The sequence below is a fragment of the Pseudomonas sp. EL_65y_Pfl1_R83 genome (assembly GCF_963970695.1).
Lineage (GTDB): Bacteria > Pseudomonadota > Gammaproteobacteria > Pseudomonadales > Pseudomonadaceae > Aquipseudomonas > Aquipseudomonas tritici.
The window spans coordinates 33,934-57,472 of record NZ_CAXAQI010000020.1 but is presented as its reverse complement, the minus strand read 5'-3'; the positions used below and the strand labels follow the sequence as shown (position 1 = coordinate 57,472).

The window sequence follows — 23,539 nt, the reverse complement described above, 5'->3', positions numbered from 1 at the left end:
GCTGCTACGTTACGGACGCTTCATCAGTTTATTCTGCACCGCCACCTGATCCACCTCCAACAACACCTGCTGCTTGCCAGCGACCATCACCGCCGCCGGCAACCCGTCCCGATACACAATTCGATTACCACTCAAGGCCGGCACCTTGGTGCCCGGCAACAACGTGCCCACCAGGTTCAGCGGATCAGGCCCACACACAACAATCAAACTGCCGTCATGGGCCCGACGTCGCACTTCACGCAGCAACGGGATCGCCTCCGGCAACGCAAACTGTTCCCCCGCCAACCCACTGACAAATCGCCCCCCGCGAATCTCCCCGCGTGCTTCCAGCCGATGAAAAGTGCGCAGCAACTCGCGCCAGCTTGGTAGCCAATCCGCCTCACGCTCGAGCAAGCGCCAGAACACCACGCCATAGCGGCGCAGCAAGGTCATTGCCACATGCTCCAGCGTCTCGGCCGAATGCGCGCCGGCGGCGGTGGGTGAACGCCGCACCAAGGCCCAGCGCCCGGCGTCGTCCATGCCGCCGATAAACGCGCCGCGCCCACGCCGACTGCTGCGCGCCTGGCGTTTGCTGGCGGGCGTGGTCAGGGCGCGCAGGCCGGCGAAGCTGTCGGCGTTTACCAGCCCGGCGCCGACCAGTTCCTGCAAGGCGCTTTCCAGTTCGCTGCGCAGCAAGTGGGCCTCGTGCACCAGCTCATCAAAAAACAGCGCGCCGTGGTCGCGCAGGGCTTGATGCACCTTCTGCGCCTTGGGTGACAGCGTGGTGGCGTCGGTGAGTTCGGTCAGTCCGCTCCACAGTCCCACCTGGCTGCGGGGCAGCAACACCACTGGCGTACTGCGTAATGCCATGGCGCCGGGTTTGTTGCCCAAGCGCGTCCACACCAGTTTGCCGCTGCGGCACAGGTCATCGAGCCAGGTGGCGGAGTAATCCTTGAGCCGTGCGCTGAGCAGGTCGCTGTCCCAGGCGGATGTGGCGGCGGCATACCCTTCAAACTGCGCAACGATCTGCGGCAACATCGCGCTGCCCTGACCGCGTGTGCCGTCGGACAGGTGCTGCCAATCGAACAGAAAACGCATGAAATCCTGCAGTGCCACCGGCTCGATTTCCCGGCGCAAGCGCTTGACCGTATAGCGATGAATACGCGCCAGCAGGTGGCGTTCGCACCATTGCTCCTCAGTGGCAGCGGGGCTGAAATGGCCGCGTAATACATAGCCTTCCTGCTCCAGACGGGCCAGCGCCTGGACCCCATCAGATTCTCGCAAGGCCAGGGGCGCGGCGATCTCGCTCAGGCTCAGCGGGCCGAACCCACCGAGGCGTGCGCGCAGCACTTCCACCACGGCCTCATCAAAGGTCCAGGGCTCATCGAAACCAGGTAACAGCGGCAAGTCGTTGGGGAAGATTGCCTGCAAGCAACTCAAGCGTTCAACGGCGACCCACAGGTCATTGTGCAATTGAAAGGCGCGGCCGCTCTTGGCCAAGGCGTGCAACCATTGCGCCCATTGCGGCGTGACTTCGCTGGCGGCGATACACGCCAGACTCATCAACGCCTCGTGCATTTCATCCAGCCCGTTGGGCGCCGGCCAGGCTTCTTCGCGCACGCTAGCAATAGCGTCAGCATCCAGCGCCCCTAGGTCGTCGGTACTTTGCGGGTCGCTCCAGCGTCGGTTGAGCACGGCCTGGGTTCGGCGCTCTTCCAGTGGCGCATCGTCAAGAAAGGTGTAGGGCCGCGCACTGAGGATTTCAGCGGCCATCGGCGAGGGCGCTGGCAAGTCGCGGCTGATCAGGCGCACGTCGCCGTGCTCCATGCGCCGCAGCAGGGCCAGCCAGGCGTCGCTGTCCATGGCTTCGTGAAGGCAGTCGTCGAGGGTTTGCTCGACCAGCGGGTGTTCAGGCACTTCGCGCTCGCCGGCGAGGTTTTCCAGGCAGGCGATCTGGTCGGGAAACACACTGGCGATCAGGTCTTCGCTTTTCATGCGCTGGATCTGCGGCGCCACCTTGCGCCCGCCGGTAAAGCGCGGCAATGCCAGCGCCACACCGGCATTCCAGCGCCAGCGCACGCCGAAGAGCGGCGCCTCCAGCACGGCCTGGATCAGGATATGTTCGGCGCTGTGGCTGTTGAGGTAACGCCACACCGCGTCCAGCTCGAAACTGTGGCTGGTGGACAGCGACAGCACGATCGCATTTTCGCTGGCGGCGGCCTGCAATTCGAAATTGAAGGTGCGGCAAAAACGCTTGCGCAAGGCCAGGCCCCAGGCGCGGTTGACGCGGCTGCCGAACGGCGTGTGGATGATCAGTTGGGTGCCGCCGGACGCGTCGAAGAAACGCTCCATGATCAACGTGTCCTGGGACGGCAGGGCGCTCAGGGCCAAGCGTGTGCGCGCCAGGTAATCGAGGATTTGTTCGGCGCTGGCGTGGTTTAGGCCGAGGGTTTCGGTGAGCCAATCTTGCGCGGCTTGCAGGTTGCCGGGCGTGGCGCTGAGCAGCGCGTCCAATTGACCCTGCAAACGCGCCACCGCCGCCGACAATTCGTTGCTGCGCCCGGGCGCTTCGCCGAGCCAGAACGGAATGGTCGGCGGCTGGCCATGGGCATCCTCGACGCGCACCTTGCCGGCGTCGACCCGCAGGATTCGGTAGGACGTATTGCCGAGCTGGAAGATATCCCCGGCGATGCTTTCCACCGCAAAGTCTTCGTTGACGCTGCCGATGTTCAGGCTTTGGGGTTCGAGCAACACGCTATAGTCGGCATTGTCGGGGATGGTGCCGCCGCTGGTCACGGCAGTGAGTCTGGCGCCGCGACGACCGCGCAAGGTGCGGCTCAGGGCGTCGCGGTGCAGGTAGGCGCTACGGATGCCCTGGCGACCGTTGTAGCCGTCGCTGAGCATCTGCAGCAGCGCTTGGTATTGGCGTTCATCCAGCTCGGCATAGGGCGCGGCGCGGCGGATCAGGTCGAGCAAGGCCTGCTCCGACCATTCCTGGGCGCTGACCTCGGCGATGATCTGTTGGGCCAGCACGTCCAACGGCGCGACCGGTATGTGCAAGGTGTCCAGCTCACCCCGGCGTACGCAATCGAGCAGCGCGGCGCATTCGATCAAGTCGTCGCGTGTGGTGGCGAACAAGCGCCCTTTGGGCGTGCCGCCGACCTGGTGGCCGGAGCGTCCCACTCTTTGCAGAAAACCGTTGATGGAGCCGGGCGAGCCGATCTGACAGACCAGATCCACGTCGCCGATATCAATCCCCAGCTCCAGGGACGCGGTGGCGATCAGCACTTGCAGCTCACCGGCCTTGAGTCGTTGTTCGGCGTCCAGGCGCATTTCCTTGGCCAGGCTGCCGTGGTGCGCGGCCACGGCGCTTTTGCCCAGGCGTTCGCTCAAATGCCGGGCCAGGCGTTCTGCCAGGCGGCGGGTGTTGACGAACACCAGCGTGGTGCGGTGCTCGCGGGCCAATTCGGCGAGGCGGTCGTAGACCCGTTCCCACACATCGTTGGCCATTACTGCCGAGAGCGGCACTGGCGGTACTTCGATATCCAGGTCGCGGGGGCGGGCGTGGCCGATATCCACAATCGCGCAGTGGCGGCCGGTGCCCACGAGAAAACGTGACACCGCGTCGATGGGCTTTTGCGTGGCCGACAAGCCAATGCGTGTCAGTGGTTCGGCGCACAGGCCTTGCAGGCGCTCCAGGCTCAACGCCAAGTGGCTGCCACGTTTGCCGGCCGCGATAGCGTGGATTTCATCGACGATCACCGTGCGCGTGCGGGCGAGCATTTGCCGCCCGGAGTCCGACCCCAGCAGCACGTAGAGCGATTCCGGAGTGGTCACCAGAATGTGCGGCGGGCGCTTGCGCATCTGCATGCGGTCTTTTTGCGGGGTGTCGCCCGTGCGCACGGCGGTGCGGATCACCAGCGGCGGCAGGCCCTGGTTCTGCAAGTGCTGAGTGATTCCGGCAAGCGGATTCTGCAGGTTGATCTGGATGTCATTGGACAGCGCCTTCAGCGGCGACACGTAGACCACCAGGGTTTCGTCCGGCAGTTGCCCGCCGTGCGCCAGGCCTTGCTGGACCAAGTCATCCAGCACCGCCAAAAAGGCTGTGAGCGTCTTGCCGGAGCCGGTGGGCGCGGCGATCAGCGTCGATTGGCGTTGGCGGATCAGCGGCCATGCCTGGGCCTGGGCGCTTGTCACCGAAGGGAAGGTGCTGCGGAACCAGGCGCTGACGGCGGGGTGGAAGCCGTGCAACGCGCTGTCGGTGGATTCAGGAAGGTTCATGGAGTGATTGATACCGCCCGCTCCAACAAGTTGCAATCGCGCAGTTTGTCCGTGACGGTTGCGCTACGAACCCGCAAAATGCAACGATTCTGACAAATACATGAATAACCTTCGTTCCAACCAGACCGGGCCTGCTCAATCTATGCGAATGCGCCTTATGTTACTGGGCGGCGGGAATGCCCTCGGGCAGGCGCTGATTCGCCTCGGTGCAGAGGAAGACATTGGTTTCCTCGCACCCAAACCGCCCCAAGACGGCTGGGATGCCGCGAGCCTCACCCAATTGCTCGACGACACCCGTCCCGATGCGTTGATCAACCTCGCCTACTATTTCGACTGGTTCCAGGCCGAAGCGGTCAGCGAAACCCGCCTGGCCTCCCAGGAGTTCGCTATCGAGCGTCTGGCCGAGCTGTGCCAGCACCACAACATCACCTTGCTGCAACCGTCCAGCTACCGCGTGTTCGATGGCTCTCGCGCCACCGCTTACAGCGAAAAAGACGAGCCGGTGCCCTTGGGCCTGCGCGGCCAGGCGTTGTGGCGTATCGAACAAAGCGTGCGCGCCACTTGCCCGCAACATGTGTTGCTGCGGTTTGGCTGGCTGCTGGATGACAGCGTCGACGGCACCCTCGGGCGCTTCCTGGCCCGGGCCGAAAAAACCGATGAATTGCTGATGGCTGACGACCGGCGCGGCAACCCGACGCCAGTGGACGATGCGGCGCGGGTGATCATTTCGGTGCTCAAGCAACTCGATTGCGCGGCGCCGTTGTGGGGCACTTACCACTACGCCGGCCATGAGGCGACCACGCCGTTGGCGCTGGGCCAGGCGATCCTCACTGAAGCGCGCAATTTTCATCCGTTGGCGATCGAATCCCCCACCGCCCAGGCCCATGCGGGCCGGCCGGATGCAAGTGAAGAACCGCAACACGCGGTGCTCGCCTGCAAGAAAATCCTCCATACCTTTGGCATCAAGCCACGGGCATGGCGGGCGGGGCTGCCGGCGTTGCTGGATCGCTTCTACCGGCACAACTGAATACACGCAAAACCAAAATGTGGGAGCGGCGGTGCGCCGCTCCCACATTTGGTTATGCAGTGTTGCTTAGGTCGGGATTAGAACTTGTAGCCAATACCCACCATGTAAACCATTGGGTCAACGTCCACATTGACCTTGGCACGCGTGCCAGGTGCCACGGCGTTGTTTTCCACGGTGGCCTTGGTGCTGATGTCGATGTAGCGCGCCTGGGCGTTGATCATCCACTTGTCGTTGATCATGTAGTCCGCGCCGATCTGTGCGGCCCAGCCCCAGGAGTTTTCAGCCTTGAAGTTGCTGAAACCTGCGCCTTGGGCACGGCTGCCGACGTGCTCGTCGTAGATCCAGGTGTAGTTGATACCGGCGCCTACGTAAGGTTGGAAGGCCGATTTGTTATCCAGCGGGTAGTACACGACGCTCAGGGTTGGCGGCAGGTGTTTCAGGGTACCGAGCTTGCCGTTGGCGGCGCCCAGGGCGGTGCCTTTGATCTTCACGTCGTGCTCGAACGGTGTGGCGGCCAGCAGTTCGATACCCACGTGGTTGGTCAGCATGTAGGCAAAGTTCAAGCCCAGTTGGGTATCGCTGCTCATGGTCGCCTTGCCGCCCAGGTTGGTGCCGGCCAATGGGCCCTGGTCAACTTTGACGGTGCTGCTGTCAGCCTTCGGATTCACGGTGATTGCACCGGCGCGAACCAGAATGTCGCCCGCTTCGTGAGCGTGTGCGACAGGGGCAACGAGGGCGAGCGCGAAGAGGGACGCGCCGAGCAGAGACTTGTTCATGGGAGCTCCAAAAGGACGTTAAAAGTTGTACGTCCAATGGTAAAGATCGTTCCGCTCGATCTTTTGACTCAGCTCAACGAAAGGGCGATCAGCGCTACTCCGGCAGCTCGTAGATGTAAATCTTCTCGGCATCCATCTGGTAACCGGCGTCGGCCAGTTCGCTGGTGGACGGTTTGACCCGCATCGCGCCTTCGATCCAGTACGGTTGATACAGCTCATCGAGCTTCACGCCGACTTCACTTTTAACGTGCACGATCTGGTTCGACGGCGGTGGCGGAACGTGGATGCACGCGCCGAAATACGGCACCAGCAAGAATTCAGTGGTGCGGCCGTTTTCACCCACTTCCAACGGCACGATATAACCGGGCAGGCGGATGTGCTTGCCATCAAGGCTTTGCACCACAGGCGCGTGGGGCATTTCCTGCTTGGCCGCCGGCGCCGACTCCAGTGCATCCGCCATGCCGGACAGGTTGTGCAGCGGCTGCATATTGGGCACTTCGGGCATGGCATCCGGCGGGATCAGCTCCGACCAGGTCAGTTCCTTGGGCTCGGCGGCCCAGGCGGGCAGGGCCACCAGCAAAAACAGTGCAGCGAGGGCGCGACGCATGAAAACTCCTCAGTAGGTAGCTAGAAGCCGCAAGCTTTAAGTTAAAACCGATTCGCTTGCAGCTTAACGCTTGAAACTTGCAGCGGCTGTTCTACAGCCTAATCGACAGGCCATCGGCCAAAGATTGTCGATAGGCGCGCCACGCGGGCACGCTGCCCATCAACAGCGCGGCGGCCAGGATACCGGCGAGCAGCGTCCATTCATATTCGCTGGGCCACGACATGGGCAGGTCCAGGCCGTAATTGGCCTGCAGGTAACCGCGCGAGGCGGCGATGCACACGTACAGCAGGCCCACGCCTGCGATCACGCCGGACAGCGCCAGGGCGAAGGCTTCAACGATCAGCAAGGTTGCAATATGCCACGGCCGTGCGCCCACTGAGCGCAGGATCGCCATTTCGCGACGGCGCTCGTTGAGGCTGGTGAGGATCGCCGTGAGCATGCCGATCAAGCCGGTCAGCACCACGAACAGCGAGATCACGAACAGTGCTTTTTCAGCGGTGCCCATCATGCTCCACAGTTCTTGCAGCGCCACGCCCGGCAGGATCGCCAGCATCGGCTCGCCACGGAATTCGTTGATCTCCCGTTGCAGGGCGAAGGTGGAAATCTTGTTGTTCAGCCCGAGCATGAACGCGGTAATGGCCTGCGGCGTGAGGTCCATGTTGCGCGCTTGATCGGCGCTGATGCGGCCTTTGCCTTGAGCCGGCACACCGTTATGCCAGTCGATATGGATCGCCTCCATGCCGCCGAGGCTGATGTGCAACGTGCGGTCCACCGGTGTGCCGGTGCGCTTGAGGATGCCGACCACGGTGAAGGGTTTGTCATCGTGCTTGACCAGGCTGACCACCGCGACGCCATGGGCCAGCACCAGTTTGTCGCCGAGTTTGTAGTGCAGTGCGTCAGCCACTTCGGCGCCGAGCACCACTTCGAACGGGTCGGTGGCGAAGGCGCGGCCGCTGGCCAGTTCGAGGTGTTGCTTGCGACCGTATTGGTAGTGCTCGAAGTAGGACTCGTTGGTGCCCATCACGCGGTAGCCACGGTGGGAATCACCCAAGGAAATCGGGATCGCCCATTTCACCTGAGGGCTGGCGGCGAAGTGTTCGTAGCTGTCCCAACGGATGTTGTTAGTGGCATTGCCGATGCGAAACACCGAATACAGCAGCAGGTTCACCGAGCCGGAGCGGGCGCCGACGATCAGGTCGGTGCCGCTGATGGTGCTGGCGAAACTGTTGCGCGCCTCGACACGGACGCGTTCCACGGCCAGCAGCAGGCACACAGACAGGGCGATGGCGAATGCGGTGAGGATCGCGGTAAAGCGGCGGTTAGCCAGGCTGGCCATGGCTAGACGGAACAGATACATCTCAAACCTCTGCGGGCGTGGCGGCGCGATTGAGTTCGGCCAGCGACAGGTGGCGGTCGAACAGCGCGGCCAGACTTTGGTCATGGCTGACAAACAACAGGCTGGCGCCGGCTTCGCGGCATTCAGCGAACAACAGCTGAAGGAAAGCTTCGCGGGCGTCGTAGTCCAGGGCCGAAGTGGGCTCGTCGGCGATCACCAACTCGGGTTGACCGATCAGCGCGCGAGCGGCGGCCACCCGTTGTTGCTGGCCGATGGACAGCGAGTCGGCGCGGCGCTCCAGCAGGTCTTTGTCTTTCAACCCCAGGTGCGCCAGCAGGGTCGCGGCGGCGCGGTCGACACTGCCGTGACGTTGTTTCGCCCGTTGCGCGCGCAGCTTGGAGAAGTGGCAGGGCAACTCGACGTTCTCGCGCACCGACAGGAACGGCAGCAGGTTGAACTGCTGGAAGATGTAGCCGGTGTGGTCGACACGGAAGCGGTCGCGGGCGCCGGCCGAAAGTTCGGTCAGCTCCTGGCCGAGCAGGCGGATGCTGCCCTGGCTGGGTTTCTGTACGCCCCCGAGCAGGCCCAGTAGCGTGGTTTTGCCACTGCCGCTCGGGCCCTTCAGAAACAGGGTTTCTCCTGCTTCCAGGCGGAAAGCGGGGATGTCCAGCAACTGTGGCTGCCCGGGCCAGTTAAAGCCCAGGTCAGACAGTTCGATCAATGCATGGGTCATGTTAAATCAGTATTGCCTGGTTGTAGAAAATGGCGCCGATCCCTTGTAGGCGCTGGCTTGCCTGTGATGCGGGCGACTCGGTTGTTCCAGACATACCGAGGCGATCCGTTCGCAGGCAAGCCAGCTCCCACATTGACCGTATTTTCAAATCAGAACTTCAGGGTGGCTGCTGTGGCCGTCGCTTCAACACCTTGCTGGCCGCTCGGGCCGATCAGTTGTACCTGAATTTTCTGGGTGGCGGGGAAGGTCTTGAACACTTGGCTCAGGTCGAGATTGCTCAAAGCTGTCGGCGTGGCGCAGGTGAACTGGTAGTGGGCGTGGATCTCGCTGTGGTCGTGATGGTGCTCGTGGGCGCCGTCTTTGGCGTCATCATCATGGTCATGGTCGGCTTCGGGCTTGTCGCCGAACAACGGACTGTTGAGTTCCTGGTTGCCGACGACGCAGCCGGCGGCCTTGGGCAAGTTGAACAGGGCGACAGGGTTTTCCAGCTGTTTACGTGCAGCGGCGACTTTAGCTTTGTCCGCCGCGCTGGTGGCCACGTGTTCGAAACCCACCAGGTTCATCGCCGGGCTGTCCAGCTCAAGTTCAAGGGCTTGGCCGTCGAGCACCGCGTTGAGGCGACCAACGCCGTGCTCATGGGCGCCGAGGCTGCCGTGTTCATGGTCGTGATCGTCGTGAGCATAGGCGACCGCCAGTGGCAGCAGGGCAAACGGCAAAGCAAGCAACAGACGGCGCATGGTGAAACTCCCGAGCGAAGATAAAAGTTTTGTTATGTGATCTTATAACAATGGGGCCGGGAGTTTGACCGCCTGCTTGGCGTTGCGCAAGCCGCATGGGAGCATGCCTATCGGAAAATGTGCAGGAGTAACGACGATGTTGCGAATTCGTGGAACCGTCGGCGACCTGCCGGTGGACTTGACCCTGGAGCTGGACGACGCTGATTGGGCACGCCTGGGCGCGCAATTGCAGGCCGCCCCAGTAGAGAGTACGCCGCCAGTTGTGCCGATAAAACAGAACGATGACCTGTGGCAGAACGCTCAGGATCTGTTGCGCGAGGCCGGGCAACTCAGTGGCCTCGAACTGCTCGACCAGTTGGAAGGCTTGGCGGGGGACGCCTCGGCGGGCAAGCGCCTGTTGGTGCGCCTGCGCCATAGCGCCAAGGTGAAAGTGGCCAGCGGCGGTGATACGCCGCTGTACAGTTGGGTCGGCGATTAATACAACGCGGCAAACAGCTTGCGGCGGTACACGGTCACCAGCGGGTGATCATTGCCCAGCAGTTCGAACACCTGCAGCAAGGTCTTGTGCGGCAGGCCTTCGTTGTAGCTGCGGTTGCGGATGAACAGCTTGAGCAAACCTTCCAGCGCCGCATCGTACTGCTGGCGCGCCAGTTGCTGGATTGCCAGTTGATAGGCCGCTTCGTCGTCCTGCGGGTTTTGCGCCAGTCGGCTTTTCAAGTCGGCGGCGTCCGGCAGGTCGGCAGCCTGGCGCAGGAAAGTGATCTGCGCCTTGGCCCCGGCGAGGGCGGCTTTGTGGTCGTCGCTTTTCACGGCGTCCAGCACGGCCTGGGCTTCGCCCAACTCACCGCGCTCGGCCAGGCAGCGTGCATACAGGATCAGTGCGGCGGCGTTGGTGTTGTCCTCGCCCAACAGCGCGACCAGCAGGGCTTCGGCATCACTGATGCGACCTTCTGCAAACAGCCCCTGGGCCTGCTCCAACGGGTCCGCCGCAGCTGGCGGCGGCATCTGCACATGCGGCTCCAACAGCGCCCGCACCGCCGACTCCGGCTGCGCCCCGGCAAAACCGTCCACCGGCTGGCCATCCTTGAACAGCACCACCGTCGGCAGGCTTTGAATGCCAAAACGCGCGACGATGTCTTGCTCGGCCTCGCAATCAACCTTGGCCAGCAGCAACTCGCCCTGATAACTCTCGGCAACTTTCGCGAGCATCGGCATCAACGCCTTGCACGGCGCGCACCACTCGGCCCAGAAATCCACCAGCACGGGTTTTTCGAAGGAGTTCTGGATCACTGCCTGGTCGAAGGTGGCAGTAGTAACGTCGAAGATGTATGGCGTGGGCTCACTCATGGGGCGTCTCGAATAAAGCGGGAATGGGGCAACTATAAGGGCTTGCTCGCGAAGGTCTCAAGTGCGCCGCGAATGGTACAGGCTCACCTTGCGAAACTCCCAAGGCTCCGCCAAGTCCGGCAACGTCAGCGCATCCAGAATCTCCAGCCGTTGATAATCCGGGTGCTGAAAGTCCCGCACCCGCGAATCCGCCACCAACGCTTCGCGGCCACGGGTCAGGAACTGGTCCAACAGCGGCAGGTTCGCCCGGTCGTAGAGCACGTCAGCCACCAGGATCAGGTCGAAGCGGTCTGATTCGGCGAAAAAGTCCGCCGAATAACCCAGTTCCACACCATTAAGCTCGGCATTCGCCCGGCAGGATGCCAAGGCCAGCGGGTCCAGGTCGCAGGCGACTACTTCCAGCGCGCCCGCTTTAGCCGCCGCAATCCCGGCCACACCGGAACCCGCGCCAAAATCCAGCACGCGCTTGCCGGCGACCCATTCAGGAGTCGCCGCCAGATACCGTGCCAGCGCCAAACCACTGGCCCAGCAAAAACTCCAGTAAGGCGGTTCATGCAGGATGCGCCGGGTTTCTTCGGGGCTGAAGGCGCGGTCCATGTTGTCTGCGTCCAGCAGCCACAAAGACAGCTCGGTACCCGGCAGCGGGCAGGGCACCAGTTGCGCGTCGCCGATCAGTTCGCTCAGCGCCGCTTGCAGGTCCAGCGGTGGCGTCATGGTGCCTTGACGAGTTGCAGGGGGCCGGTGGTCTGGGTGATTGCCTGGGTGATCAGCACGGCGGGCAGGTGCAGGATCAACTCGCCGGACTGGCTGGCGCGGCCACGCAGTTCAACCCGCGCACCGGCTGGGAAGGCTTCGGGGTTGTAGCGCAGGCGGAATGCCAAGGGCTTGCCGTTGCCGCTCAATACACTGCTGGCGAGCAGTTGCTGCGGGCGCGAACGGTCGTCGATGACCAACAAGGCCATCTCGACTTCGGCACCCGCCGGTACGTTGGTCAGGCTGCCGCTGATTTCCCGCTGATAGGCAGGCAGGGGGCCCATGTCTTCAATCCCTGGGACTTTTTTCTCTTGCGCTGGCGTCGGTTGAGGTGCGGCCGGCTTTGGGGCTTCGCTGCTGCAGGCGACCAGGAAACTGAAGAGGGTGAGCAAAACAAGTGGTCGTAACTGCATGTACGGCTCCAGAAAGGACAAAATCCGTGGCTTAAAAGATATGAAACATAATAGTCAGCCTATATACCGTAAAGGCTATGGCTTGTCTTGCCACGGGGATGCGCTACCATGGTCCTCCCTTTATTTGTTGCCTGCCAACCATGCACTGTCCCTTCTGCGGTGCCAACGACACCAAGGTCATTGACTCGCGTCTGGTCGCCGAGGGCGATCAAGTGCGTCGCCGGCGCGAATGCCTGGCGTCTGGCTGCGGTGAGCGTTTCACCACCTTCGAAACCGCCGAACTGGTATTGCCACGTCTGATCAAGTCCGACGGCAGCCGCCAGCCTTTCGACGAAGATAAATTACGCGCCGGTATGCAGCGCGCCCTGGAAAAACGACCAGTGAGTGTCGAGCGGCTGGAAGCGGCGCTGGTGCACATCAAGCACAAGCTGCGGGCGACCGGCGAGCGCGAGGTCAAGAGCCTGGTAGTTGGAGAACTGGTAATGGGCGAGCTGCAAAAGCTCGACGAAGTTGCCTATATCCGTTTCGCCTCGGTGTATCGACGCTTCCAGGACCTCAATGAGTTCCGTGAAGAGATCGACCGCCTGGCCCGTGAGCCTGCCAAAGAATGAACCCACCTTCTGCTGAACAGGCTGTGCTCGACGCCCATTACATGGCCCGCGCCCTGGAACTTGCACGCAATGGCTTGTACACCACCCACCCCAACCCGCGGGTAGGTTGCGTGATTGTGCGTGATGGGCAGATTGTCGGCGAAGGCTGGCATGTGCGTACCGGCGAGCCCCATGCCGAAGTGCATGCCCTGCGCGCAGCCGGTGACAAGGCTCGCGGTGCCACGGCCTACGTAACCCTTGAACCTTGCAGCCACTATGGTCACACCCCGCCGTGCGCCGATGCGTTGCTGAGCGCCGGGTTGGCGCGGGTGGTTGCGGCGATGCAGGACCCTAACCCGGAAGTCGCCGGGCGCGGCATGCAGCGCCTGGCCCAGGCCGGGATCGAGGTGCGCAGCGGTGTGTTGGAGGGTGAAGCCAGGGCCCTCAACAAGGGTTTCCTCAAGCGTATGGAACACGGCCTGCCTTTCGTGCGGGTCAAATTGGCGATGAGCCTGGACGGTCGCACCGCGATGGCCAGCGGCGAAAGTCAATGGATCACCGGCCCCGCCGCCCGCGCCGCGGTACAGCGCCTGCGCGCCGAGGCCAGCGTGGTGCTGACTGGCGCCGACACGGTGTTGGCGGACGGTGCGCGCCTGACCGTGCGCGCCGCCGAGCTTGGCCTGGACGAAGCCACGACTGCCCTGGCGATGTCGCGCCCGCCGTTGCGCGTGCTGATCGATGGCCGCTTGCGCGTGCCGCTCAATGCGCCGTTCTTCAAGGCCGGCCCGGCGTTGGTCATCACGTGCGTGACGGCGGAAAACCAGTTCCCCCGTGGCCCCGAGTGCCTGGTGGTGCCGGGCGTCGTGGGCCAGGTCGACCTGCGTTCAGCACTGGTTGCGCTGGCTGCCCGCGGCGTCAATGACGTGCTGGTAGAAGCCGGCCCAAGCCTGGCGGGCGCGTTCGCCCAGCAAGGCCTGGTGGATGAGTACGTGATTTTCGTCGCCGGCAAGTTCCTCGGCTCCGCCGCCCGGCCTTTGCTGGACTGGCCGCTTGAGAAACTCGCCGACGCCCCCCAACTCAAGATCACTGAAATGCGCGCTGTTGGCGACGACTGGCGAGTCACTGCCATCCCGCTCCCCGCAGCGAGCGTATAATTCCCGGCCTGCGCTTGAGCGTCAGCCCCGTTTTCAGGAGAACGAAATGTTCACCGGCATTATCGAATCCATCGGCAGCATCCGTGCAATGACCCCCAAAGGCGGCGATGTACGCCTGCTGGTTGAAACCGGCAAGCTCGACCTGGGCGACGTCAAACTGGGCGACAGTATCGCCGTCAGTGGCGTGTGCCTGACCGTCATCGAGCTGCCGGGCAACGGCTTCGCCGCCGATGTCAGCCGGGAAACCCTGGACTGCACCGCGATGAATGACCTTAAGGCCGGCAGCCCTGTCAACCTGGAAAAAGCCCTGACGCCGACCACCCGCCTCGGCGGCCACCTGGTCAGCGGCCACGTCGACGGCGTCGGCGAAGTCGTGGCGCGCAGCGAAAACGCGCGGGCCGTGGAATTCCGCATCCGCGCGCCCAAAGCGTTGGCCAAGTACATTGCCCACAAAGGCTCGATCACCGTCGATGGCACCAGCCTGACCGTGAACGCCGTGAACGGCGCCGAATTTGAACTGACCATTATTCCCCACACCCTGAGCGAAACCATCATGGCGTCGTACCAGCCGGGTCGCCGGGTGAACCTTGAAGTCGACTTGCTTGCCCGTTATCTGGAGCGCCTATTGCTGGGCGACAAGGCCGCAGAGCCTGCTGCCAGTAACATCACCGAAAGTTTTCTGGCCGCTAATGGCTACCTGAAATCCTGACCAAGGGGGTGCCACGTGGCGCTCAATAGCATCGAAGAACTGGTTGAAGACATCCGCCAAGGCAAGATGGTCATCCTGATGGATGACGAAGACCGCGAGAACGAAGGCGACATCATCATGGCCGCCGAGGCCTGCCAGGCTGAGCACATCAATTTCATGGCCAAGCACGCCCGTGGGCTGATCTGCATGCCCATGAGCCGTGAGCGCTGCGAGTTGCTCAAGCTGCCGTTGATGGCGCCGCGCAACGGTTCGGGTTTTGGCACCAAGTTCACCGTATCGATTGAAGCCACCACCGGCGTCACCACCGGTATCTCTGCTGCTGACCGTGCACGCACCGTACAGGCGGCCGCCGCGAAAGACGCCAAGGCCGAAGACATCGTCAGCCCAGGCCACATCTTCCCGCTGATGGCCCAGCCGGGCGGCACCCTGGCTCGCGCCGGTCATACTGAAGCGGCCTGCGACCTGGCGCGCATGGCCGGTTTCGAGCCGAGCGGGGTGATCTGCGAAGTGATGAACGACGACGGCACCATGGCCCGCCGTGGTGAACTGGAAGCCTTTGCCGCCGAACACAACATCAAGGTCGGCACTATTGCCGACCTGATTCACTACCGGATGATCCACGAACGTACCGTTCAGCGGATTGCCGAGCAGCCACTGGACAGCGAACTGGGCCAATTCAATTTGGTGACCTACCGTGATTCAGTGGAAGGCGACGTGCACATGGCCCTGACCCTGGGTGCCATTTGCGCAGACGAACCGACCTTGGTGCGCGTGCACAATATGGACCCGCTGCGTGACCTGCTGATGGTCAAGCAACCGGGCCGTTGGAGCCTGCGCGCCGCCATGGCTGCGGTCTCCGAGGCGGGTAGCGGCGTGGTGTTGCTGCTGGGTAATCCGGTGGACGGCGATGTGTTGCTGGCGCATATCCGCGAAACGGCTGACAACGTGCCGGTGAAAAAACCGACCACCTATAGCATCGTCGGTGCCGGTTCGCAGATCCTGCGTGACCTGGGCGTGCGCAAAATGCGCTTGATGAGTGCACCCATGAAATTTAATGCGATATCCGGTTTCGACCTGGAAGTAGTAGAATACGTGCCCTCCGAATAAAGGCCGGCGATTGTCGCCCCTTGTTCGCGGTTCAAATATCACTAAGGGACGCGTCATACACGCGTCCCGGCTCTTTAAGAGATTTGTCGAATGACCCTGAAGACCATCGAAGGTACCTTCATCGCCCCCAAAGGCCGCTACGCCCTGGTAGTTGGCCGCTTCAACAGCTTCGTGGTTGAAAGCCTGGTTAGCGGTGCCGTGGACGCCCTGGTTCGCCACGGTGTGAGCGAAAGCGACATCACCCTTATCCGTGCCCCTGGCGCCTTCGAAATTCCACTGGTTGCGCAAAAAGTTGCTCAACAGGGTGAATACGCGGCCATCATCGCCCTGGGCGCGGTCATTCGTGGCGGTACTCCGCACTTCGAATACGTGGCTGGCGAATGCACCAAGGGCCTGGCCCAGGTGTCCATGGAGTTCGGCGTGCCGGTCGCCTTCGGCGTACTGACCGTTGATTCCATCGAACAAGCCATCGAGCGTTCCGGCACCAAGGCCGGTAACAAAGGCGCTGAAGCTGCCCTGTCCGCCCTGGAAATGGTCAGCCTGCTGTCGCAGTTGGAGGCCAAGTGATTTCCGACGAGAGCGATCGTTTCAACCCACGCGACGAGCGTCCAGCCGACGCCGGTAAGCCGTCCAAGAACGAGAAGCGTCGCGCTGCTCGTCAACTGGCCACCCAGGCGCTGTATCAGCGTCAGATGGCGGGCGCCTCGTTGAACGAAATCGAAGCACAGTTTCGCGTCGATAACGATTTCACCTTCGCCGACCTGCCGTACTTCCACGACATCCTGCACGGTGTGTATGCGCACCTGAGCGAGATCGACACGGCCCTGGCACCTTGCCTGGACCTGACCATCGAAGAGCTGGACCCGGTTGAACTGTGCGTGATGCGCCTGTCCACCTGGGAACTGCTGTATCGCGTCGATGTGCCGTACCGCGTAGTGATCAACGAAGGCATCGAACTGGCGAAAGTCTACGGTTCGACCGACGGTCACAAGTTCGTCAACGGCGTGCTCGACAAGCTGGCCCCGCGCCTGCGTGAAGCTGAAGTGAAGGCGTACAAGCGCTAACCGGCGCTTGAGTCCTGAATGGGCGAGTTTGAGCTGATCCGCAACTACTTCGCCGCCGCGCCTTGTGCGCAAGGCGGCGAAGGCATTGCCTTGGGGATCGGCGACGACTGCGCCTTGCTGGCGCTCCCTGCCGGGGAGCAACTGGCAATTTCTACCGATACATTGGTGGCCGGGGTGCACTTTTCGGACCCCTGCGACCCCTTCCTGCTCGGCCAACGCTCGTTGGCGGTGGCGGTGAGCGACCTGGCTGCCATGGGCGCCAACCCTCTCGCGTTTACCCTTGCCCTTACCACGCCGACGGTTGATGCCGATTGGCTGCAACGCTATGCCCTGGGTTTGAACCGCATGGCGCAACGCTGCGGCGTGGGCTTGGTGGGCGGCGATACCACGCGCGGGCCCCTCAGCCTGACCCTGACCGTGTTTGGTCGTGTGCCGGCCGGGCAAGCCTTGACCCGCAGCGGTGCGCAGCCGGGTGACCTGCTGTGTGTCGGCGGCGAGCTGGGCAATGCGGCTGGCGCCTTGGCGCTGGTGTTGGGCCAACGCAGCGCCGATGTGACCATCGCCGACCCGCTGCTGGCCCATTACTGGTCGCCGCAGCCGCAGTTGGCCCTGGGGCTGGCGCTGCGCGGCAAGGCCACGTCTGCGATGGATATTTCCGACGGGCTCCTCGCCGATTGCGGGCATATCGCCACGGCATCAAAGGTCAGCCTGCTGATTGAGCGTCAGCGGTTGCCATTGTCCCAGGCGCTGCTGGCGTTTGTCGGCGATCATGAGGCGCGCGTGGCGGCCCTGAGCGGGGGCGACGACTACGTGCTGGCGTTCACCCTGCCACCCGCCGAATTGGCGCCGTTGCAGGCCAATGGCTGGCCGATCCATGTGATCGGCCGTGTCCGGGCGGGGCAGGGCGTGACGCTGCTCGACGACAACGGGCAGGACATCACCCCGGCCATTCGTGGTTATCAGCATTTTCGCGACGCGTGAAGAGGTCTTGGCCAGTGGCGCTGCATAGAACCTGAACAAAGGCCAATCAAACCGATTGATCTTTATCAGCGATAATTCAGCTTAAGCGTCTGTAGGAACGTGCTGTTACAATGGCCGCCTCTGTAAAAACTGAAATCAGGAGCACACGGTGCCCGTCGTTTTCGTCGCCGCTTCCAAGCTGCCTACCCCTTTTGCCACGTTCACCATGAACGGCTTTCTTGAAGAAGCCACCGGGCGCGAGCACGTTGTGCTTAGCCTGGGCGATATCGCGGATGGCGCGCCGGTGCTTGGGCGTTTGCACTCCGAGTGCCTGACCGGCGATGCACTGTTCAGCCAGCGTTGCGACTGCGGCTCGCAACTCGAAGCGGCTATGCGAGCCATCGCGCGTGAAGGCCGTGGCGTGCTGCTGTACTTGCGTCAGGAAGGCCGTGGCATTGGCCTGATGAACAAGATCCGCGCCTACGAGCTGCAAGATGGCGGTGCCGATACCGTGGAGGCCAACGAGCGCCTGGGCTTCGCCGCTGATCAGCGTGACTACGCGATCTGCCTGCCGATGTTGGAGTATCTGGGCGTCAAGTCCCTGCGCCTGATGACCAATAACCCGCGCAAGGTCAAAGCCTTGACCGAAATGGGCATCACCGTTGCCGAGCGCGTGCCGTTGCACACCGGGCACAACCCGCATAACAAGCTCTACCTGGCCACCAAGGCCAGCAAGCTCGATCACATGATGGGCAACGAGCACCAGGGCGAGGTCGACCGCGCGTGACTCGTGGCCAGGTGAAACGGCGACTGTCCTTCAATTGGTGGCAGTACCTGGCGCTGGCGCTGCTCCCTTTGTTCGTGATCAACCTGGTATTTGGTAAGGCCCAGTCCTTGCTGCCGGTGCTGGCCATGCCGTTCTTTATTGCCGGTGTGGCTTCGATGTTCCTCAGTCTGCGCTACTTCAACGGCTATAAACATGCGTTGATCGCGACCTCCAAAGCCCTCGATACCCCCGAAGAACCGGCTGCCTGGATTACGTTGGCGGCGCGTCGGCGCACGGCGTTGCTGATTGCCTCCATGCCAGCCTGGATCGGTGCGTTGGCGGTGTTTGTCGGCCTTGAAGCAGTGCCGCTGTTCTTGCTGGTGCTATCGACACTCGTGCTGTTTTACCTCTACCGCATCCCCCGTCAATTGGGATGAGGCGTCACTGGCTGGCGTTCCTGCTGCTGGCATCGAGTGCCCAGGCGTTGGCTGCCGAACGCGTGATCAGCCTGGCGCCATCGCTGTCTGAAATCGTCGCTGAACTGGGCGCTGCCGACCTGCTGGTGGGCGTGCTCGACGGCGGCGATCGCCCGGCAGCCTTGGCGCAAGTACCGTCGGTGGGGCGTTATGGCCAACTGGACATGGAACGCCTGCTCAGCCTCAAGCCCGACCTGATCCTGCTGTGGCCCGGCAGTGTCGGCCCGGCCCAGCGTGAGCAGTTGCAGCGCCTGAACATTCCGGTGTACGTCTCCGAACCCCACAGCCTTGAGCAACTCACCACCCAAGTGCAGGCCATCGCCGAACAATTAGGTCGGCCTGAAGCCGGTCGGCAGTTGGCTGCACAGTTGCGCCAGCGCCTGGCTGAACTGCGTCAGCGTTATCAGCGGGCCAAGCCGTTGCGAGTGTTCTACCAAGTATGGAACCCGCCGCTGTACACCGTGGGCGGCGGGCAGATCATCAGTGATGCCTTGGGTGTGTGCGGCGCGCGCAATGTGTTTGACGACCTCACGCTGCCCGCGCCGCAGGTGAATATCGAGTCGGTGTTGCAGCGTGATCCCGAGCTGATTCTGGTGGGGGATCAGGCGCAGAAGGAGGCCTGGAAGGTCTGGCCGGCGATGGCGACGCGGGTGCGGGTGGTGCCGGACAAAGGCCTGGAGCGGCCCAGTGGGCAGATGTTGGAGGCGGTGGCGAGGTTGTGCCAGGTGATTGCACCTGACCTGTCACAGCCAACTCAGATCTCGGGTGTCCAAGTCACCCCAATCATCCAAGCCCGGCCTTCTTCACGGTAATCCTGATTGTTCAAGAACCCCGGGTCGTTATAGCTGTAACGCGCCCGTGCATAAGACTTGTCCAACAGATTATCGACCTTCACCGACAACGCCACTTCCCGATTCAACGTCCAACTGCCGCGTAACCCCAGCAAGGCATACCCGCCAAGGCGGTGTGTGTTGTCTTCATCGTCATAGCTGCTGCTGATGGCCTGCCAACTGGCACCTACGCCCAGTTTGTCGAACTGCCGATCCAGATCCAGGCTCAACGTACGCCGCGCCCGGCGGGCCAGGGTGTGGCCGCTGTCACGGTCGCGCGGGTCGATGACCGCAAGCCCCAGGTTGCCCTGCCACCCAAACAGCTCTTGCTTCAGCGCGGCCTCAACGCCATCGATGCGCGCCGACGCCACGTTTTGGGGCTTGCTGTTACTGTCGAGGATGATCGCATCGCTCAATTCGGTGCGGTACAGCGAGGCTTCCAGGCGCGTGCTGTCGCTCAACTGGCTGCGCCATTGCAGCGCGTAGCTTTTCGAGGTTTCGGGCTGCAGGTTGGGGTTGCTGTATTTCGTATCCGGGTAATACAGGTCGTTGAAGGTCGGCGCACGAAAGCCTTCGCTGTAGCTCAGCAGCACGTCGTTGTCGGGGTTGACCGGCACGGTGACGGTGCCGCTCCAGCTGTTCTGCCCGCCAAATTGCTGGTTCTGGTCGCGCCGTACCCCCAACTCGGTGGAAAACCAGTCGCCGTGGAACCGATGTTGCACAAAAGCTGCACGGTTCCAGTGGCTGTTTTCGGTAAAGGTGGTGGAGCCGTGGAACCGGTCTTCGTACCAGTCGCCGCCGAGAATCAGGCTGTTCTGGTCATTCAGCGTCAGGTCGTTCTGCCAGTTGACCGAGTCGCGGTACGTATTGAACACGCTGAAGTCATCGCTGAGGGTATCGCGCTTGGTGTCCCGGTTCTCGCTATGGCCCAGCTCCAGGCGCGACTGCCAGCGCTCGTTGAGCCTGGCGTCGACATAGCCGCTGGCGCTGCTGACGGTGTAGTCGGTGTAGGGCTTTTGCCCAAGCGTTTGCCCGGTGGCGACGTCGTAGCGGCCGAAACTGTTGTCGTACTCCGATTTGCCACGGTTATCCAACAGGTTGAACCCGGCCTCAAGCTCATCGCTGAAAGAATGGCTCAGGTTCAGGCTGAGTGACTGGTTGCGGTAGGCGTCGTGGTCGCCATCGCTTGGGAATGACGTGTGCGTCGAGTTGATACCCGAGGTTTCATCCAGGCTCGCGCCGAGGTTGAAACGGGTGTGCTCATCACCGCCGGACAGGCCAAGGCTGCGCTCCCAGGTCTGATTGCTGCCGAAACCGAACTTGAGGCGTGGTTGCAGGCCTTGCCCGGTATTACGCCGGGTAAACACCTGGATCACCCCGCCAATTGCATCGCTGCCGTAGATCACCGAGCGTGAACCGCGCAGCACCTCCACCCGTTCAATCTGGTCGACGTTCAGGTACTGCAAGCCGCTGTCACCGGAGGTGCTATTGGCGATGCGCTGACCGTCCACCAGCACCAGGCTCTGGGCGGATTTGGTGCCACGAATATAGATGCCGGGCAGGCTGCCGCGCCCACCAGTAGGCGCTATTTGCACGCCAGGAACGCGGCTGAGCAGGTCGGTCAGGCTGGTGGGTTGCAGGCGGTCGATGTCGTCGCGGGTAAACACGCTGTTGGCGGCGCTGCTGTCGTTGCGCGCCTGCACCTGGCGGTTGGCGCTGATGACGACGTTGGGGAGTTTCAGGGCGTCGTCGCGGGTGTCTGCGAGCAGGTCCGGGGAGGCTAGAAGCAGCAAGGGCAGGGCGAGGCGAAGGCGACTCATGGGCGGTCCATGGCTATCAAATTGACACAAAACCAATCTGGGAGCGGCTTGCTCGCTCCCACATTCTAGTCCCGGTTTCAGCCTGGAGATTGGGTTAGAGGCCCAATAGCGCCATGCGCTCGCGCACCGAAGCCTCGATCCCGGCCTCATCCAACCCGCACTCCGCCAGCATCTGCGCCGGCTTGGCATGCTCAACGTATACATCCGGCAAGCCCAGGTGCAGCACCGACTTGAGGATGTTCTCCCGCGCCAGGCATTCGCTGATCGCCGCACCGGCGCCGCCCATGATGGCGTTTTCTTCAACCGTCACCAGCAGCTCGTGGCTACCGGCGATCTCGCGCACCAAGGCTTCATCCAGTGGTTTGACGAAACGCATGTCGACCACGGTCGCGTCGATCTTCTCGGCGACTTTCAGGGCCTCGGCCAGCTGCACGCCGAACACCAGGAACGCGGTCTTGCTGCCCTGGCGACGCACGATGCCTTTGCCGATCTCGATCGGCTCCAGGTCCTTTTCGATCACGGCATTCGGGCCATTGCCGCGCGGGTAACGCACGGCCGCCGGGCCGTTGTACAGATGGCCGGTGCTGAGCATCTTGCGCAATTCGTTTTCGTCGCTCGGCGTCATCACCAGCATGCCGGGGATGCAACGCAAGTAGGACAAGTCGAAGCTGCCCGCGTGGGTCGGGCCGTCTTCGCCGACCAAGCCGGCGCGGTCGATGGCAAACAGCACGTCGAGGTTCTGCACCGCCACGTCATGCACCAGTTGGTCATAACCGCGTTGCAGGAACGTCGAGTAGATAGCTACCACCGGCTTGGCGCCTTCACAGGCCATGCCGGCGGCGAATGTCACTGCGTGCTGCTCGGCAATCGCCACGTCAAAGTAACGCAGCGGGAACCGTTCGCTGAACGCCACCAGGTCGGAGCCTTCCTTCATCGCCGGTGTAATGCCCACCAGGCGCGGGTCGGCGGCGGCCATGTCGCACAGCCATTCGCCAAACACACCGGAATACTTAGGCCCGCTGGCTTTTTTCGGCGCAGCGGCGGGGGCGTCCAGCGGCTCCAGCTTGGTGATTGCGTGATAGCCGATCGGGTCGACTTCTGCCGGGGCAAAGCCTTTGCCTTTCTTGGTGACGATGTGCAGGAACTGCGGGCCCTTGAGGTCACGCATGTTGCGCAGCGTGGCGATCAGGGTCGGCAGGTCGTGGCCGTCGATAGGGCCGATGTAGTTCCAGCCCAGCTCTTCGAACAGGGTGCCGGGAACCAGCATGCCCTTGGCATATTCTTCGGTGCGCCGGGCAATTTCCCACGCACCGGGAAGACGCGAGAGCACCTTCTTGCTGCCTTCGCGCATGCTGGCGTAGGTACGGCTGGAGAGGATTTTTGCCAGGTAGTTGGACAGGCCCCCGACATTGCGCGAGATCGACATGTCGTTGTCGTTGAGGATCACCAGCATGTTGGCGTCCACTTCCGGCGCATGGTTCAGCGCTTCGAAGGCCATGCCGGCAGTCAGCGCGCCATCACCAATCACGGCAATCGCCTTGCGATCGCTGCCTTGCAGACGGGCGGCAATCGCCATGCCCAGCGCTGCACTGATGGAGGTGCTGGAATGGCCGACGCCAAAGGTGTCGTACTCGCTCTCGGAGCGACGCGGGAAGGCAGCAACGCCGTCCTTCTGGCGCAGGGTGCCCATTTGCTCGCGGCGACCCGTAAGGATTTTATGCGGATACGCCTGATGGCCCACGTCCCACACCAGCCGGTCGTCCGGGGTGTCGAACACGTAATGCAGGGCGATGGTCAGCTCGATGACGCCCAGGCCAGCACCAAAATGCCCACCGGTCTGGCCGACCGTGTAGAGCAATTCCAGGCGCAACTCATCGGCCAGGGTTTCCAGCTCGGCTTCACCCAACCGACGCAGGCCGTCCGGCGTGGCAGCACGGTCGAGCAGGGGCGTGGACGGGCGCTTGCGGGGAATCTCTTGAAACGTCGTGGGCATCAGGCGAATCGTTATAGGTATAAGAAGAGGCGGCAGTTTACCTCAAGCATCGCAAACTGCCCACGCAGAGCGCCGAACTTG

22 protein-coding genes and 1 pseudogene are annotated in these 23,539 nt (G+C 62.6%); 12 read left to right on the top strand and 11 right to left on the bottom strand.

From position 1 onward, the window contains the following. Positions 1 to 9 precede the first annotated feature (9 nt). Positions 10 to 4,260, bottom strand: coding sequence for a DEAD/DEAH box helicase (locus tag AACY08_RS23970; protein WP_339471688.1), 4,251 nt, complete (start codon positions 4,258 to 4,260; stop codon positions 10 to 12). Between the two features lie 142 nt (positions 4,261 to 4,402). Here AACY08_RS23970 and AACY08_RS23965 point away from each other — a divergent pair, with 142 nt between their 5' ends. Beyond that, positions 4,403 to 5,287 (top strand): sugar nucleotide-binding protein, encoded by an 885-nt coding sequence (locus tag AACY08_RS23965; RefSeq protein WP_339471703.1) that lies wholly within the window; start codon positions 4,403 to 4,405, stop codon positions 5,285 to 5,287. 77 nt (positions 5,288 to 5,364) lie between these two features. Here the strand turns inward: AACY08_RS23965 and AACY08_RS23960 are convergent, their stop codons facing one another. From AACY08_RS23960 to AACY08_RS23940, 5 genes are all read right to left on the bottom strand, one after another. Next, positions 5,365 to 6,063 (bottom strand): OmpW/AlkL family protein, encoded by a 699-nt coding sequence (locus AACY08_RS23960; RefSeq protein ID WP_339417000.1) that lies wholly within the window; start codon positions 6,061 to 6,063, stop codon positions 5,365 to 5,367. A gap of 94 nt (positions 6,064 to 6,157) precedes the next feature. Next, positions 6,158 to 6,670, bottom strand: a complete 513-nt coding sequence (locus tag AACY08_RS23955) for a DUF3299 domain-containing protein (RefSeq protein WP_339416999.1) — start codon at positions 6,668 to 6,670, stop codon at positions 6,158 to 6,160. 91 nt (positions 6,671 to 6,761) lie between these two features. Then, on the bottom strand, positions 6,762 to 8,027 hold the full coding sequence (locus AACY08_RS23950; protein ID WP_339416998.1) for an ABC transporter permease: 1,266 nt from the start codon (positions 8,025 to 8,027) through the stop codon (positions 6,762 to 6,764). A gap of 1 nt (position 8,028) precedes the next feature. Continuing rightward, positions 8,029 to 8,739: an ABC transporter ATP-binding protein gene (locus AACY08_RS23945; protein ID WP_339416997.1), complete on the bottom strand. Its 711-nt coding sequence runs from the start codon at positions 8,737 to 8,739 to the stop codon at positions 8,029 to 8,031. A gap of 149 nt (positions 8,740 to 8,888) precedes the next feature. Beyond that, complete coding sequence (locus tag AACY08_RS23940; RefSeq protein ID WP_339416996.1) at positions 8,889 to 9,476, bottom strand: DUF2796 domain-containing protein; 588 nt, start codon at positions 9,474 to 9,476, stop codon at positions 8,889 to 8,891. Between the two features lie 136 nt (positions 9,477 to 9,612). Here AACY08_RS23940 and AACY08_RS23935 point away from each other — a divergent pair, with 136 nt between their 5' ends. Next, positions 9,613 to 9,954, top strand: a complete 342-nt coding sequence (locus AACY08_RS23935; RefSeq protein ID WP_339416995.1) for a hypothetical protein — start codon at positions 9,613 to 9,615, stop codon at positions 9,952 to 9,954. Here the strand turns inward: AACY08_RS23935 and trxA are convergent. The 3 genes from trxA to AACY08_RS23920 are packed head-to-tail and all read right to left on the bottom strand — an operon-like array spanning position 9,951 to position 11,989. After that, positions 9,951 to 10,823: a thioredoxin gene (trxA, locus tag AACY08_RS23930; RefSeq protein ID WP_339471686.1), complete on the bottom strand. Its 873-nt coding sequence runs from the start codon at positions 10,821 to 10,823 to the stop codon at positions 9,951 to 9,953. The two genes, AACY08_RS23935 and trxA, sit on opposite strands and share 4 nt — an antisense overlap. 57 nt (positions 10,824 to 10,880) lie before the next feature. Continuing rightward, positions 10,881 to 11,537: a class I SAM-dependent methyltransferase gene (locus AACY08_RS23925; RefSeq protein WP_339416993.1), complete on the bottom strand. Its 657-nt coding sequence runs from the start codon at positions 11,535 to 11,537 to the stop codon at positions 10,881 to 10,883. Then, positions 11,534 to 11,989 carry a YbaY family lipoprotein gene (locus AACY08_RS23920; protein WP_339471684.1) on the bottom strand — a complete coding sequence of 152 codons (456 nt, stop codon included), beginning with the start codon at positions 11,987 to 11,989 and terminating at the stop codon, positions 11,534 to 11,536. Before AACY08_RS23920 ends, AACY08_RS23925 begins: the two co-directional genes overlap by 4 nt. 140 nt (positions 11,990 to 12,129) lie before the next feature. On the opposite strand from AACY08_RS23920, the gene nrdR reads away from it, so the two are divergent. From nrdR to AACY08_RS23870, 10 genes and pseudogenes are all read left to right on the top strand, one after another. Next, the gene (nrdR, locus tag AACY08_RS23915; RefSeq protein WP_049713467.1) at positions 12,130 to 12,600 is read left to right on the top strand and encodes a transcriptional regulator NrdR; all 471 of its coding nucleotides are present in this window, start codon (positions 12,130 to 12,132) and stop codon (positions 12,598 to 12,600) included. Then, positions 12,597 to 13,733 carry a bifunctional diaminohydroxyphosphoribosylaminopyrimidine deaminase/5-amino-6-(5-phosphoribosylamino)uracil reductase RibD gene (gene ribD / locus AACY08_RS23910; protein WP_339471682.1) on the top strand — a complete coding sequence of 379 codons (1,137 nt, stop codon included), beginning with the start codon at positions 12,597 to 12,599 and terminating at the stop codon, positions 13,731 to 13,733. The genes nrdR and ribD overlap by 4 nt, the downstream gene beginning before the upstream one ends. Before the next feature lie 46 nt (positions 13,734 to 13,779). Continuing rightward, positions 13,780 to 14,442 carry a riboflavin synthase gene (locus tag AACY08_RS23905; RefSeq protein ID WP_339416990.1) on the top strand — a complete coding sequence of 221 codons (663 nt, stop codon included), beginning with the start codon at positions 13,780 to 13,782 and terminating at the stop codon, positions 14,440 to 14,442. Positions 14,443 to 14,457: 15 nt separating this feature from the next. Next, a complete protein-coding gene (ribBA, locus tag AACY08_RS23900; protein ID WP_339471680.1) occupies positions 14,458 to 15,549 on the top strand; it encodes a bifunctional 3,4-dihydroxy-2-butanone-4-phosphate synthase/GTP cyclohydrolase II in 1,092 nt (363 codons plus the stop codon). A gap of 90 nt (positions 15,550 to 15,639) precedes the next feature. Then, on the top strand, positions 15,640 to 16,116 hold the full coding sequence (gene ribH / locus AACY08_RS23895) for a 6,7-dimethyl-8-ribityllumazine synthase (protein WP_003194576.1): 477 nt from the start codon (positions 15,640 to 15,642) through the stop codon (positions 16,114 to 16,116). Further along, positions 16,113 to 16,613: a transcription antitermination factor NusB gene (gene nusB, locus AACY08_RS23890; RefSeq protein ID WP_065873720.1), complete on the top strand. Its 501-nt coding sequence runs from the start codon at positions 16,113 to 16,115 to the stop codon at positions 16,611 to 16,613. The genes ribH and nusB overlap by 4 nt, the downstream gene beginning before the upstream one ends. A gap of 18 nt (positions 16,614 to 16,631) precedes the next feature. Then, on the top strand, positions 16,632 to 17,594 hold the full coding sequence (thiL, locus tag AACY08_RS23885) for a thiamine-phosphate kinase (RefSeq protein WP_339471678.1): 963 nt from the start codon (positions 16,632 to 16,634) through the stop codon (positions 17,592 to 17,594). 148 nt (positions 17,595 to 17,742) lie between these two features. Next, positions 17,743 to 18,360 (top strand): GTP cyclohydrolase II, encoded by a 618-nt coding sequence (gene ribA / locus AACY08_RS23880; RefSeq protein WP_339471676.1) that lies wholly within the window; start codon positions 17,743 to 17,745, stop codon positions 18,358 to 18,360. Then, positions 18,357 to 18,776: an MFS transporter gene (locus AACY08_RS23875; RefSeq protein WP_339471674.1), complete on the top strand. Its 420-nt coding sequence runs from the start codon at positions 18,357 to 18,359 to the stop codon at positions 18,774 to 18,776. Before ribA ends, AACY08_RS23875 begins: the two co-directional genes overlap by 4 nt. Then, a pseudogene (locus AACY08_RS23870) lies at positions 18,773 to 19,558 on the top strand (cobalamin-binding protein); the annotation flags it as partial. The gene AACY08_RS23875 and the pseudogene AACY08_RS23870, both read left to right, overlap by 4 nt. Positions 19,559 to 19,569: 11 nt before the next feature. Here AACY08_RS23870 and AACY08_RS23865 read toward each other — a convergent pair. Both AACY08_RS23865 and dxs read right to left on the bottom strand, forming a co-directional pair. Continuing rightward, positions 19,570 to 21,465: a TonB-dependent receptor domain-containing protein gene (locus AACY08_RS23865; RefSeq protein WP_339471671.1), complete on the bottom strand. Its 1,896-nt coding sequence runs from the start codon at positions 21,463 to 21,465 to the stop codon at positions 19,570 to 19,572. A 94-nt stretch (positions 21,466 to 21,559) separates the two neighbouring features. Continuing rightward, positions 21,560 to 23,458: a 1-deoxy-D-xylulose-5-phosphate synthase gene (dxs, locus tag AACY08_RS23860; RefSeq protein WP_339416981.1), complete on the bottom strand. Its 1,899-nt coding sequence runs from the start codon at positions 23,456 to 23,458 to the stop codon at positions 21,560 to 21,562. Between the last annotated feature and the right edge of the window lie 81 nt (positions 23,459 to 23,539).

Coding starts and splice junctions, on each gene's coding strand:
- AACY08_RS23970 (WP_339471688.1), bottom strand. CDS start 4,260: ATGAACCTTCCTGAATCCACCGACAGCGCGTTGCACGGCTTCCACCCC.
- AACY08_RS23965 (WP_339471703.1), top strand. CDS start 4,403: ATGCGAATGCGCCTTATGTTACTGGGCGGCGGGAATGCCCTCGGGCAG.
- AACY08_RS23960 (WP_339417000.1), bottom strand. CDS start 6,063: ATGAACAAGTCTCTGCTCGGCGCGTCCCTCTTCGCGCTCGCCCTCGTT.
- AACY08_RS23955 (WP_339416999.1), bottom strand. CDS start 6,670: ATGCGTCGCGCCCTCGCTGCACTGTTTTTGCTGGTGGCCCTGCCCGCC.
- AACY08_RS23950 (WP_339416998.1), bottom strand. CDS start 8,027: ATGTATCTGTTCCGTCTAGCCATGGCCAGCCTGGCTAACCGCCGCTTT.
- AACY08_RS23945 (WP_339416997.1), bottom strand. CDS start 8,739: ATGACCCATGCATTGATCGAACTGTCTGACCTGGGCTTTAACTGGCCC.
- AACY08_RS23940 (WP_339416996.1), bottom strand. CDS start 9,476: ATGCGCCGTCTGTTGCTTGCTTTGCCGTTTGCCCTGCTGCCACTGGCG.
- AACY08_RS23935 (WP_339416995.1), top strand. CDS start 9,613: ATGTTGCGAATTCGTGGAACCGTCGGCGACCTGCCGGTGGACTTGACC.
- trxA (WP_339471686.1), bottom strand. CDS start 10,823: ATGAGTGAGCCCACGCCATACATCTTCGACGTTACTACTGCCACCTTC.
- AACY08_RS23925 (WP_339416993.1), bottom strand. CDS start 11,537: ATGACGCCACCGCTGGACCTGCAAGCGGCGCTGAGCGAACTGATCGGC.
- AACY08_RS23920 (WP_339471684.1), bottom strand. CDS start 11,989: ATGCAGTTACGACCACTTGTTTTGCTCACCCTCTTCAGTTTCCTGGTC.
- nrdR (WP_049713467.1), top strand. CDS start 12,130: ATGCACTGTCCCTTCTGCGGTGCCAACGACACCAAGGTCATTGACTCG.
- ribD (WP_339471682.1), top strand. CDS start 12,597: ATGAACCCACCTTCTGCTGAACAGGCTGTGCTCGACGCCCATTACATG.
- AACY08_RS23905 (WP_339416990.1), top strand. CDS start 13,780: ATGTTCACCGGCATTATCGAATCCATCGGCAGCATCCGTGCAATGACC.
- ribH (WP_003194576.1), top strand. CDS start 15,640: ATGACCCTGAAGACCATCGAAGGTACCTTCATCGCCCCCAAAGGCCGC.
- thiL (WP_339471678.1), top strand. CDS start 16,632: ATGGGCGAGTTTGAGCTGATCCGCAACTACTTCGCCGCCGCGCCTTGT.
- AACY08_RS23865 (WP_339471671.1), bottom strand. CDS start 21,465: ATGAGTCGCCTTCGCCTCGCCCTGCCCTTGCTGCTTCTAGCCTCCCCG.
- dxs (WP_339416981.1), bottom strand. CDS start 23,458: ATGCCCACGACGTTTCAAGAGATTCCCCGCAAGCGCCCGTCCACGCCC.